The 12222-nt window shown below is 73.1% G+C and carries 10 protein-coding genes; 4 read left to right on the top strand and 6 right to left on the bottom strand.

Going from position 1 to position 12222, the window contains the following annotated elements:
* Positions 1-70: 70 nt before the first annotated feature.
* From PUR26_RS12095 to PUR26_RS12085, 3 genes are all read left to right on the top strand, one after another.
* Positions 71-1096, top strand: coding sequence for an SDR family oxidoreductase (locus PUR26_RS12095; RefSeq protein ID WP_329871945.1), 1026 nt, complete (start codon positions 71-73; stop codon positions 1094-1096).
* 234 nt (positions 1097-1330) lie between these two features.
* Complete coding sequence (locus tag PUR26_RS12090; protein WP_329871944.1) at positions 1331-1954, top strand: hypothetical protein; 624 nt, start codon at positions 1331-1333, stop codon at positions 1952-1954.
* A gap of 334 nt (positions 1955-2288) precedes the next feature.
* Positions 2289-3110, top strand: coding sequence for a hypothetical protein (locus PUR26_RS12085; RefSeq protein WP_329871942.1), 822 nt, complete (start codon positions 2289-2291; stop codon positions 3108-3110).
* A 177-nt stretch (positions 3111-3287) separates the two neighbouring features.
* Here the strand turns inward: PUR26_RS12085 and PUR26_RS12080 are convergent, their stop codons facing one another.
* The 3 genes from PUR26_RS12080 to PUR26_RS12070 all read right to left on the bottom strand — a co-directional run bounded on the left by PUR26_RS12080 (position 3288) and on the right by PUR26_RS12070 (position 6386).
* Entirely contained in the window at positions 3288-4556 is a 1269-nt protein-coding gene (locus PUR26_RS12080; RefSeq protein WP_329871940.1) for a cation:proton antiporter domain-containing protein, read from the bottom strand.
* A 41-nt stretch (positions 4557-4597) separates the two neighbouring features.
* Positions 4598-5404: a VOC family protein gene (locus PUR26_RS12075; RefSeq protein WP_329871938.1), complete on the bottom strand. Its 807-nt coding sequence runs from the start codon at positions 5402-5404 to the stop codon at positions 4598-4600.
* Positions 5405-5936: 532 nt separating this feature from the next.
* The gene (locus PUR26_RS12070) at positions 5937-6386 is read right to left on the bottom strand and encodes an SRPBCC family protein (protein WP_329871937.1); all 450 of its coding nucleotides are present in this window, start codon (positions 6384-6386) and stop codon (positions 5937-5939) included.
* A gap of 329 nt (positions 6387-6715) precedes the next feature.
* On the opposite strand from PUR26_RS12070, the gene PUR26_RS12065 reads away from it, so the two are divergent.
* Positions 6716-7600, top strand: a complete 885-nt coding sequence (locus PUR26_RS12065; protein WP_329871935.1) for an MBL fold metallo-hydrolase — start codon at positions 6716-6718, stop codon at positions 7598-7600.
* A 772-nt stretch (positions 7601-8372) separates the two neighbouring features.
* On the opposite strand, the gene PUR26_RS12060 is transcribed toward PUR26_RS12065, so the two are convergent.
* From PUR26_RS12060 to PUR26_RS12050, 3 genes are all read right to left on the bottom strand, one after another.
* Positions 8373-9548: a Kelch repeat-containing protein gene (locus PUR26_RS12060; protein WP_329871934.1), complete on the bottom strand. Its 1176-nt coding sequence runs from the start codon at positions 9546-9548 to the stop codon at positions 8373-8375.
* Positions 9549-9707: 159 nt separating this feature from the next.
* Positions 9708-10700, bottom strand: coding sequence for a hypothetical protein (locus PUR26_RS12055; protein WP_329871933.1), 993 nt, complete (start codon positions 10698-10700; stop codon positions 9708-9710).
* Positions 10673-12106, bottom strand: coding sequence for an FAD-dependent monooxygenase (locus tag PUR26_RS12050; protein WP_329871931.1), 1434 nt, complete (start codon positions 12104-12106; stop codon positions 10673-10675). Before PUR26_RS12050 ends, PUR26_RS12055 begins: the two co-directional genes overlap by 28 nt.
* Between the last annotated feature and the right edge of the window lie 116 nt (positions 12107-12222).

Here is a 12222-nt window from a genome sequence, read left to right as displayed (position 1 = left end):
ACCGACGGGGATCGGGTACTCGGAGGTCCCGGCGCCGGGCCGGGGACACCGTCGTGGGAGGACAGGAACCGTGAGCACCGAAGCCGGCAAGAGGATCGTCGTCACCGGAGCCACCGGCAATGTCGGCACCAGCGTGGTGGCCGCCCTGGCCGCGGACCCCCAGGTCTCCTCGATCCTGGGCCTGGCCCGCAGGGTGCCCGGCTGGTCGCCGCCGAAGACGCAGTGGGCGTCGGTGGATCTCAGGCGGGACTGCGACCTGGTCACGCTCTTCGAAGGGGCCTCTGCCGTCATCCATCTGGCCTGGGCCTTCCAGCCGACGCACGACGCGGTCAAGACGTGGCGCACCAACGTCCTCGGCAGCCTCCAGGTCTTCCGGGCCGTGGCCGAAGCCGGTGTACCGGTCCTGGTGCACGCCTCGTCGGTGGGCGCCTACGCGCCGGGCCCCAAGAACCGGGCGGTCGACGAGTCGTGGCCCACCCATGGCTGGCCGGAGGCCGCGTACTGCCGGGAGAAGGCGTATCTGGAGCGGGCACTGGACGCCTTCGAGCCGAACCACCCCGAGGTGCGGGTGGTTCGCATGCGGCCGGCGTTCCTGTTCAAGGAGGAGTCCGGGAGCGAGCAGCGCCGGATCTTCGCCGGGCGCTTCATGCCGGGCCCGCTCGCCCGGCCCTCCCTGCTGCCGATCGTCCCTGACATCCCCGGCCTGCGCTTCCAGGCGCTGCACACCGACGACGCGGCGCAGGCGTATCGCCTCGCGCTCGTCCACGAGGTGCGCGGCGCCTTCAACCTGGCCGCCGAGCCGCCCATCGACGCCCATGCGCTCGCCGGTCTCTTCGGCTCCCGGGTGGTCCGTCTGCCGCGCCCGGCCGCCCGCACGGCACTGGCCGCCGGGTGGGGACTGCACCTGATACCGGCCTCGCCGCAGCTCTTCGACGCGGTGCTGCGACTGCCCCTGATGGACTGTGCCCGGGCCCGCACGGAACTGGGCTGGGAGCCCGAACGGACCGCCCTGGAGGCGATCGAGGAGATGCTGCGGGGCATGCGGACCGGTGCCGGGATGGACACCGAACCCTTGGCGGGCCGCAAGGCCGGCTGAGGGGCGCAGAGGCTGTTGTGTTTGCTGTGCTGGCTGTGCTTTCTGAGGGCTGCTGTGCCCACTGTGCCCGCACGGCCGCTGTGCCGCACGGTCGCTGTGTCCGTGGCGGTCCGGGCTTCCGCGCCGTTCGTCACAGCTCTGGCGCAACCTTGTCACCCGCGCACGGTCACCTTTGCCCCGCCACCGTCCGCCCGGGACCCTGGCAGCACCGAGTCGACCGAACGGGGACAGACCATGAGATTCCGTCGAACCGCCCTCCGTCCCGCCCTGCGCGGAGCCTTCGCGGTCCTGGCCGCCGCCCTCCTCGCGGCCGTGCCCGCGCCCGCCCGGGCGGAGGCCGCGCCGGGCTTCCTCGGCGGGGCGGACCTGCCGCCCGCCCCGGGGGCGTCCTGGCAGGCGGACCGCGTCACCGGGGGACTGCCGGCGAAGGCTCCCTTCTGTCTGGAGAAGGCGTTGCCCGCGTCGGGCCGCTCCGCCTGGCACCGTACCTTCCGCACCGACCTCGACACGGGTGCCGTGCAGATCGTGGTCACCTCCCAGGACACCGCCACCGCCCGTGCCCTGGCCGCCGCCGTCGAGAAGGCAGCCGTCCGCTGCGCCGCCGAGTGGCTGGGCGGCACCCCGGGCGGCAGCGCCTCCTGGCGGGACTACGGTCCGATCACCGTCGAGGACGGGGCGAGGGTCATCGGCGTGCACACCTCCGTACCGGATTCCGACCCCTCGGTCCATCTCACCGGCGTCGGCCGGGACGGCCGTGATGTGACGATCGTGCAGTGGGGCCGGATGGGTGATCTGGTGCACGCGCCGGTGGCGGCGTTCGAGAAGACGACCGTCACGGCCGTACGGAAACTGCGCTGACCACCGCCTCTCGGGGGCGGCGGGGACGGCGAAGACCGCGAATACCGGGAAGGAGGCCCTCCGGAACGACGGCGGGCCGTCCTCGCGTGCGTCGTGGGTGCGCCGTACCCTCCGGTAGTCGGCCAACCCCACCGCGCTTCTCGGCCATTGCCGGGGTGGCCGCTCCGGTTCGTGGTGAAGACGCTTCCCCGCCTGGGCACCTCTAGAGGCAGAACGGCAGGACGCCCCGGCGTCCGTCGTCGCGACGCGCTTCGGGAGGAGGCGAGAAGCCGTGCCGGACAGGCGTCCTCGTGGATATCAGCCGGATTGGCAACCGCGCCCGGCGACCCAGGAGTTGCTGGCAGCGGTCGAACTGATCCTCGGCAGATACGCTGCCCAGCTTCCCCTGACGATACGGCAGATCTGGTACGCGGCGATCGCCGAAGGCTTCCTCATCCGGCAGGAACGCACCTACAAACGGCTGGTGGAGATCCTCGGCATGGCGCGTCGCTCCGGCCGCATCTCCTGGCTGGCGATCCGGGACGACACGCAGGCAGCCGTCGAACCTCTCGCCTACGACGGCCCGGACGGCTTCCGCCGGGCGCTGGTCGAGGCGGCCCTCGGGTACCGTCTCGACCGTCAGGCCGGCCAGGCCGCCCGGATCGAGCTCTGGTGCGAGACCCCAGGCATCGTGCCCCAACTGGCCGCGGTCACCGACCCCTGGGGCGTGCCCGTCTACGCGGGCACCGGATTCACCAGCCTGTCCGGCAAGCGCGCGGCCGCCCTGCGGGCGGCCTCCGGTGGCCATGAGGCGCTGTGCATCCTGGTGATCAGCGACTGGGATCCGAGTGGACTCCACCTGTTCACGGCCCTCGCCGAGGACATCCGGGCCTTCGCGGCCCTCGACGCGCCCGACGTACGGATGGAGTTCGAACGCCTGGCCGTGACCGAGGAACAGATCGCCGAGTTCCGCCTGCCGACCAGTCCCGTCAAGGCCACCGACCGGCGTTCCTTCCCCGGTACGTCCACCACCCAGGCGGAGGCGTTGCCCCCGGACGTGCTGGCCTCCCTCGTACGCGACGCGATCAGCCGCCGCCGGGACGCCGCGGTCCTGGCCGAGGTGCTCGAACGCGAGGACGTCCAACGGCGGGCCCTGCTGGAACGTCCGCCCGTCTGACGAGAGGGCCCCGGGCCGGGCCGCCCGCCCGGGGACGTCGTCGGCACCGGCGATCAGGCGTGGCCGCCCGGACGCGCGGGTCGACGGCGCGGACCGCGACCATGGGGGAGCCCGTACCCCGCCGGCCCGGTACGTGCCGGCGGGCCGTGCGCCGCTTCGCCGGGACGGATCCGGGCGTCAGGGAGGGCTGCCCGGTTCCGCCGTGCCGCGCAGCCGGTCGAGGCGGCTGATGACCGGCGTCGCGCTGACCCCGTGCAGCACCACCGAGGCCAGCACGGTGAAGGCCACCACCGCCCACAGCTGTCGTTCCAGCCCGTTGAAGTCGTCGTGTCCCAGGGCGTACGCCAGGTAGTAGAGCGACCCGATGCCACGCAGCCCGAACACGGCCGTCACCACCCGTTCCCGGGGCCCGGCGCGGAACCCGAGCTGCGCGATCCACCCGGTGACCGGACGGACCACCAGCACCAGGAGCAGCGCGAGCACGGCGGCCTGCCAGGTGAGGTACCGGAGGGCCCCGGAGGCCAGGAATCCGCCGAGGAGGAAGAGCAGCAAGGCGGTCAGCAGACGTTCGATCTGCTCCGTGAACCCGTGCAGCACCTTGTGGTAACCATGGCTGCGCTCGGCGGCGCGCAGGGTGCAGGCGGTGACGAACACCGCCAGGAACCCGTAGCCGTGGAGCAGCTCCGTCACTCCGTACGACAGGAACGTCGCCCCCAGCGCCACGAAGCCCTCCATGTGCTCCGAGAGCCGCAGCGACGATGCCCTGGCGCGGAAGAACATCCTGCCCAGCAGCCGCCCGACGCCCACCCCGGCGACCAGCCCCACGGCGCCCTTGAGGAGGACGTCGACCAGCGCCCAGTCCCCGATCCACCCGGTCGACCAGCCGGCTCCCGCCGAGGCGGCGAGCGCGACGGACGCCAGGACGAAGGGGAAGGCCAGACCGTCGTTGAGCCCTGCCTCACTGGTGAGGGTGAAGCGCACCTCGTCCTCGTCGTGCTCCGAGTCCGTCGGCTCGCCCACGCGTACCTCCGCGGCGAGCACGGGGTCGGTGGGTGCCAGGGCGGCGGCCAGCAGCAGGGCCGCGGCGGGCGGCCAGTCCAGCAGCGACCAGGCCAGGACGGCCATGGCCAGCACCGTCAGCGGCATGGTGATCCCCAGCAGCCGCCAAGTCCCCGCCCAGGCGCGGAGGCCCGGCGGCCGGTTGATGGCCAGCCCCGCGCCCATCAGGGACACGATCACGCAGACCTCGGTGATGTGCTCGACCCACAGACGGTCCCGGACGGGGTCGACCGTCGGCAGTGGCAGGGGCAGGAAATGCACGAGGACACCCGCCGCCAGGAACACCATCGGCATGGAGAACGGACGGCGGAAAGCGACCCGGGGCAGAACCGCCGCTCCGAGCGCACCGACGCCCAGCACGGCGTACACCACGTCGGCGAGCCTCATGGCGGGCTCGCGTCACAGGACCGGAGGCGCAACAGGCCCCCTCAGTGGCCGGTGGTGCGGCTGTTCAGGGTGAACAGGCCACCGTCGGGGTCACGGAGCGTGGCGCTCGACCCCGGATCGTGGCTGATCACGGTGCCCCCGAGCCGCAGCGCGGCACTGACACGCCCGTCGACGTCGGTCACCGGGAAGTGGACCTCCCAGCGCGGACGGATCGTGGGGTCCGGTGCGGCTTCGAGCGCGCCGGAGCTGAGCCGGGCGACGACGTGTCCGGCGCTGCGCAGGACGACTTCCTCCTCCTCGTACTCCACGTCGCAGCAGCCCGGGCGGCCGCACGCCCAGTCGAGGATCTCCCCGTAGAAGATCGCGGCCTCGAAGGCGTCCCGGGTCTGCAGCCGCACCCAGGCGGGTGCCGCGGCACGCCAGTTCTCCCATCCGGTGAGCAGCTGTCCCTCCCAGATGCCGAAGACCGCTCCGTCCCGGTCGGCGGCGAGTGCCCCTCGCCCCATCACGAAGGCGACGGGCCCCACGGCGACCGTTCCGCTGCGCTCCCTGATGCGCGCCGCCGTCTGGTCGGCGTCCTGGACCGCGAAGTAGGGGGTCCAGGCCACGGCCACCTGGAGAGCGGGCGCCAGGGCGCCGATGCCGGCCACCGGCCTGCCGTCGTCGACCGCCACGCTGAACTCCTCGCCCAGTCGCGCGGGACGGAACGTCCACCCCATGACCGTGCCGTAGAAGTCCTGCGCCGCGCGCAGGTCGCGAGCCATCAGACTGACCCAGCAGGGGGCCCCGAACACCGACCCGCTGGATGTCTTCCCCTCGGCCCTCGTCGCCGTCGATTCTGTGTTCATGTGCACAACCGTCCTGGTTCACTGCTGCGACTGGACGCTCCGCCCCGCTCTGCGGCCCCGGCCCCAGGAGGAGCCGCGGGACAGGGCTACGGCCGGTTCACGCGCGGGAGGGCACTCCCGCCCCTTCCACCCGGTGTCCATCTTTGCACTGTTTGCACGGAGCAGCCCGGTTCATCCCCCGGTCGGTTCGGCGAGCCGGTGACGCACCGTGCGGGATCCCTCGCGGACGGTCGACGCCGGGCGCGGGGCCCGGAGGCCGCGTGCCCGGGGGCGCTGACGCAGCCCATGGCCGTTCCGGGGCGCCTCCGCTTCCCCGCCCTGACCGGCCCCGGCGGCCCTCGCCCGCCCCCGGTCGTCCCCGGCGCGGAGGGGCCGCCTCGTCCGTCGCCACCGGCACGGCACAGCGCTCCCCCGGACGGGATGTCCGGGGGAGCGGGGCCCGATGCTCGCGGGCCGGCACCACGGCCGCTCGTGCGCCGGCCGTGTGGCGGCGGTGGTCCGACGGCGGCGTACCGGGCCGGGAGCGGAGAGGTCAGACCTGGCCGCGCCAGGCGCCGGTCTCGGTGCCGCGCGACTCGATGTAGGTCTTGAACCGCTTGAGGTCGCCCGAGACCTGGCGCTTGACGAAGCCCAGCTTGTCGCCGACCGTCTCGGCCAGGCCGTCGGGGTCGAACTTCATCTGGAGCATCACCTTGGTGGTGGCGTCGTCGATGCGGTGGAAGGTCACCACTCCGGCCTGCTCCGCCTCGCCCGCCACGGTGGTCCACGCGACCCGCTCGTCCGGGATCTGCTCGGTGATCCTGGCATCGAACTCGCGCTCCGCGCCGTTCACCTTCGTCACCCAGTGGGTGAGCGTGTCCGTGCGCTGCTCGATCCGCTCCACCCCTTCCATGAACGCGGGGAAGGTCTCGAACTGCGTCCACTGGTTGTAGGCGGTGCGCACCGGAACGGTGACTTCGATGGATTCCTCGACCTGCGACATCAGATGTACGTCCCTTCCTCGGGTCCCGACAGCCCGGCCGTACGCCGGGGCAACGTCCGTATCGGGTCCCTCCGCACTCTGTTGCCCCGTCGTCGCGAAGTCATGGCTGCCGATCCGGGAGAACCCGCGCGACGGCCGGCGGCCCGGGAGCGGGCCGTCACCGGCGCCCCGACGCCGTTCAGCCGCCTCCCGCGGATCCGGAGCGGGTGCGCCGCGGCCCAGGGGGGACCACCATGGAAGGAGCGAGGGGCGCGTTACCGTGGTGCGCGGGCCGCCCCCCGCCGCGGCCGCGAGCTCTTCTCACCCCTGGGGGCCATCGGAGCTCCGCCATGACCAACCACCACAGGGCCGGGCGTGACATCACCGTCCTGACGGATTGCCTGGAGGTGCCGGGGATCGGATTCCTCCCCGTCAACTCGTTCGTTCTGCACGCCGCCGAACCGGTCGTCGTCGACACCGGACTCAGTCTGCCCGACCGGGATTTCCTGGCGCTGCTCAGCTCCGTGATCGATCCCGTCGACGTGCGGTGGATCTGGCTCACGCACCCCGACCGGGACCACACCGGCGGGCTCTTCGACCTGCTGGCCGCGGCACCCAAGGCGCGCCTCGTCACCACGTATCTGGCTGCCGGGATCATGTCCACCGAGCGACCGCTGCCGCTGGACCGCGTCTTCCTGCTCAACCCCGGGCAGTCCCTGGACGTGGCGGACCGCACCCTGCGGGCGTTCCGGCCGCCGCTCTTCGACAATCCCGCGACCGTGGGTTTCTACGACGAGCACTCACGCGCCTGCTTCACCTCCGACTGCTTCGGCGCGCCGATGCCGGACGCGCAGTTCGCCGTCGACGGCGAGGCCGGGGCCCTGGCGGACGAGCAGCTGAGAGGAGCGCAGTTGCTGTGGGCCGCCGTCGACAGCCCCTGGGTGCACAACATCGACGTCGGCAAGTACCTGGCCACCCTGCGGCCGTTGCGTGAGATGGAGCCGGAGCTCGTCATGTGCACGCACCTGCCGACGGCCTCGGGCAGTGTCGTTCCGCGCATGGTCGACACGCTGGCCCAGGCGCCCGGAGCCGATCCCTTCGTCGGGCCGGACCAGCGTGCCCTGGAGCGGATGCTCGCGGGCTTCGAACCGGGCGGGCCTCCCTCGCCGCCCCCCGACGCGGAGCTGTCGGTACCGGGAGCGTCCGAAGCGGTCGTACCGGGCGCCCCTGCCTGAGCCGGACCCCGGCCACCGGCCGCCTCGCCCAAGGCCGCCCGCCCCGACCGGTCGTGGCGAAAATCGATTGCGGAGCGGGCGGCCCCGCCCGACAGTGGCCGGATGACAGTGGGAGCCATATCGACCGTCCGGGCGGCCCGGACGGATGCTCCGGCGCCGAACGCATCGACATGGACCACTATGTGCTGCCCGGGCATCAGGCCGCGGGGGAGCGGCTGCTGGAGCTGGCCGGGGAACGCGCCCGGGAGAGGGCCGGCGGCAACGGCGCCGATCGCGCCGTGGTGCACCTGCGTCCGAACCAGGAGCCGACCACCGACACGGCGCTGCTCGCCGGCCGGGGCCGGGAGCGGGTGCGCCGCTACCAGGTCATGGTCCGCGACCTGACGGCAGAGGCGGACCCGGTGCCCGCGGTGCCCGCCGGAGTGACACTGCGCGCCTGTACCGACGAGGCCGACCGGCGGCGCGTCCACGCCCTGCTGGAGGAGGCGTTCGCGGAGCACTTCGACCACCGGCCGCGGACGTACGAGCGGTGGCTGGAGGACCTCGACGCCGTGGGCACCTGGGAGGTCACACTTCAGGTGAGAGACGCGAACGCCGTACGGCCTGAACCCCCGGAGCCCCACCGGCAGCACCGGCCCCGAAGCCGTCCGCCGGGCACCCCACGCGCCACGGGGCCCTGCCCGATCGGCAGAGCCCCCGGAGACACGGCCCGGCCGGCCCGTCGCCGGCCGGGCCGTGCCTCCCTACGTGTCTTCCGCCTTCCGGCGGGCGATCACGCCGCGGGACCGACGACGTCGAACGCGGTGTGCTCGGTGCTCGGGGCGGTGCCCAGGGCGCCTCCGGGCGCGTACAGGCACGTCCGGCTCAGCTCGTCGGAGCAGGGCGCGGCCGTGGCCCCGAAACCGAACCGGGCCTGGGGCAGGGACGGCAGCGCCTTCCACGTGCCCGAACCCGGGGCGAAGACCTCCACGGTCCCGACGGCCGAGGTCTTGGCGGTGGGGGAGCCGCCGATGCCGTACACGCAGGAGCCGCGCCGGCTGCCGGCGTCCTCCGGGCAGGGACCGGACGTCACGCCCATGCCGCGCCGCGCGGTGGGAACGGCGGCAAGCGCGGACCACTTGCCGGAGAGCGGGTTGTAGGACTCCACCGCGCCCAGGGGCTCACCGGTGTCGGAGCCGCCGATCGCGTACACGCAGAGCGGTGAACCGCCGCCCTTGCCCCGCGGGCAGGACGCGGACGCCACACCCAGGCTGCGGCGCGCGGTGGGCAGCGACGCGACGGTCGCCCAGCTGTTGGTGACGGGACTGTACGCCTCCACGGTGTTCGAGGTCTTCGTCGCGTCGGCGCTGATGGTGGTGCCGCCGACGACGTACACACACGTGCCCCGCAGGCTCGCCACACCGACCGGACAGGGCGCGGCCGCGCCGCCGAGGAAGCCGCGGCCCGTGCTCATCGACGGCAGGGTCACCCACTTGTTCGTGGCGGGGCTGTACGCCTCGACCCTGTCCAGCGATCCGCCGCCGTTGGTGCCGCCGACGGCGTACACACAGGGGCCGCGCAGCTCGGCGACGCTCCTGGGGCAGGGGGCCGTGACCGCCGCCAGGCCGGAGCGTCCGACCGTCATCGAGGGCAGCGTCGCCCAGGTCTTCGTCTCCGGGCTGTACGCGTGCGCCGAGAGGGCCGCTTCGAGCGGGTGACCGCCGATGACGTACACGCACGAGCCCTGCCCGAGACCCGGGACCGCTTCGGGACACGGCGCCGTCGTCGTGCCGTGCCCGGAGCGGGCCTGCTGCATCACGGGGGCCGTCACCCAGACGCCCTCGGCGTGTGCGAGCGAGCCGGTCGAGGCGAGCAGCGACGTCAGCGCCGCCGTGAAGAGCCGCCGGGTCCATCTGCGGCGGCCGGAACCCGTCCGTGTACCGCCATGGCTTCCTGAGAAGATCCGCACCTGCAACCCCTGCCTTTCCACGGGCCGACGAGCGGCCACCGGGACACGCCCAATCCGGGCTTTCGGGATCATTAAGGCATCGTCCCGTGCGACACGCGGAGGGAGCGGGACCGAACGACTGACAAGGGCGCGCCTTCGGGTGCCGGTACCGCCGTGCCCTCAGCGCGGGCCGCCCGCGGGCCGGTGGACGAAGCCGGTCAGGGTGACGGTGTAGTCGTCACGGTCCGGCCGGTAGGCCGTGCAGTAGCGGGTGGGGTACCAGCCCTCCGTGCGCCAGGCCTGCGGCTGGGGTACGGGGGCACACGTCCGGTGGCCGGGTGTGGTGCGCTGCCGCTCCAGGAACGTCTTGGTGAGCATCGGTTCCATGAAGATGATCTCGCCGGCGTAGGCGCCGTAGATGAAGGTGTGCGTCGACAGGGCGCCGGAGGTCGGGGGCCGGCTGTCCAGATGCCCGCCCATGGCTCCTTCGGCGGTCTGCGGGCTGGAGGCCGGATAGCCGCGCGGCAGGTGGGGCGCCGGCACCGGCGCGGCGGCTGTCGGCAGCTGGCCGCAGTCGATGAGCAGGGCGCAGGCGCCGAGGCGGATCCTCGCGCGCGCCTCGGGCGGCACGAGGTAGAAGTGGACGTCGAAGTGCGGGACGTCGTATCGGCCGTGCGGACTGTGGCCCTCCGGGTTCCAGTTGAACAGCGCCCACCGGAAGGGCAGTCGTGGCTCGGACGGCCCGGTGGCAGGCAGTGCCAGTTCGCTGCCGTGCCCGCCGACGCACTCGTGCGAGGGATGGGCGCTGCCGTCCCCGTCCGCGTCGAAGCAGTGCTCGCCGTCGGTCGGTGCGGTGGGCAGCCCCGTGAGGGCGGCGCCCGTCAGCAGGACCCCCAGTGTCCGGGGGCGTCCGCCGGCGTACTCGGTGAAGACGCGGACCTGCCCCCGGCCGAGCGGCGCGGCCGGGCCGTAGCGGACGCAGGGGCCGCCCGGCGCCGTGCGGGTGTCGCACCGCTCGTCCGCCCGGGGGGCCAGAGGAGGGCGGCCGGCGGCGCCGGTGCCGTGGCGGGCCGGGGTCGCGGTCGAGGCGGGGGACGGGCCCGCCCCGGCCGCCGGCAGAAGCGCGACGAGCAGGGCGGCCGACGTCAGCCCGACTGAAGGGGCCAGGCGCATGCGGATGCCGTTCGTGCCGGGACGTTCCAGGAGGAACGTGCGTTGAGCCCTGCGGCGTCCACGCCGGTGACCTGGCGGGTGCAGGACCTGATCTCGGCCAGCTTGTGGTCCGGGAGGATGTCGCGAATGTCGCGGAAGCCGTCCGGGGCAAGCGACTCCACCTGATGGAGCAGCGGGTCGGGCTCCAGCCGCCGGTGGGCGGCCAGCAGCCGCGTGGTCTCCGGGCGGCGGGTCGCGTCGTACCGGGCCAGCGCCTCGTCCGGATCGTGATGGGCCAGCAGATACGCCAGCACCCGCGCGTCGACGATGGCCTGCGAGGCACCGTTGGAGCCGGTCGGGTACATCGGATGGGCGGCGTCCCCCAGCAGCACGACGCGGCCGTCGACCCAGGAGGGGAGCGGATCCCGGTCGATCATCGGGTACCGCAGGACCCGCGGGGCGGCGGCCACGGTGGCCCGGAGGTCGAGGAACGGGACGTGCCAGCCCTCCAGGTGGGGCAGGACGGTACTCGGCGGGACCGCGGAGTCCCAGCCGGCCGCCGCCGTCGATCCGTCGGCGACCGGCGCGGGGGCCCGGGAGGCGGGGGCGCCCCCGAATGTCCGGGGTCCGGTCGTACGGGTGCTCGGCCTACGGGTCACCGGCGCGACGGTCCCGGCCGGGGTCCCGATCGTGCGCGTCTCCACCACCCAGTTCAATGTGCTCGTGCCGGACGCGTCGGGAGGGCGGACCGGATACACCACCGCCTTCACCCGTGAGTTGCAGCCCAGGATGACCATCGTCCGCCCGTCCAGGAACGGTGGTCCCTCGCTCAGTCCGCGCCACATGCAGATGCCGTTGCCCAGAGGTGGCCCTTCGTCCGGGTACATGGCGGCGCGGACGGCGGAGTTGATGCCGTCCGCGCCTATGAGCAGGTCGCAGGAGATCGGCTCAGGGTCGCCCGCCGTGTACGCCCACACCCGGTGGTGCCCGTCGGCGTACCGCTGTTCGTAGCGGGCCAGACGCCTGCCGGTCATCAGGGCCCCGGGGCCCAGGCGCCGGGTCACCTCGGCCAACAGCAGTTCCTGGAGGCGTCCGCGGTGCACGGAGTACTGCGGCCAGCGGTAGCCGGCCGCCAGGCCGCGCGGCTCCGACCAGATCTCCCCGCCGTACCGGTGGTGGTACTCCAGTCGTGCCGTCGCCACCGCCTCGGCGGCGAGCGCGTCGCCCAAGCCCAGTTCGGTGAGCTCCCGTACCGCGGCGGGCTGGAGGTTGATCCCGGCGCCGACGGCGCGCAGCCGTGGGCACGCCTCCACGAGCACGATGTCGTCCAGGCCCGCCGCATGGAGGCTCAAAGCAGTGGTGAGACCGCCGATACCCGCACCCGCGATCAGAATCCTTGGTGAATTCTTTTCGCTCCATGGCGTCATATTCTCAGCCTCCCGGGAAAGACCCCTATATAAAAATGCGGGATCTTATGGAAGGTCACAACCGCAGCAGATGCACGCTCGTCGTACGCCCAGGTCACTTGGGTATCGGTCACCCG

The sequence above is a fragment of the Streptomyces sp. SP18CS02 genome, assembly GCF_036322365.1.
GTDB lineage: Bacteria > Actinomycetota > Actinomycetes > Streptomycetales > Streptomycetaceae > Streptomyces.
Note: the sequence above shows the minus strand (reverse complement) of the source record. Positions and strands in the feature narration are given on the sequence as shown.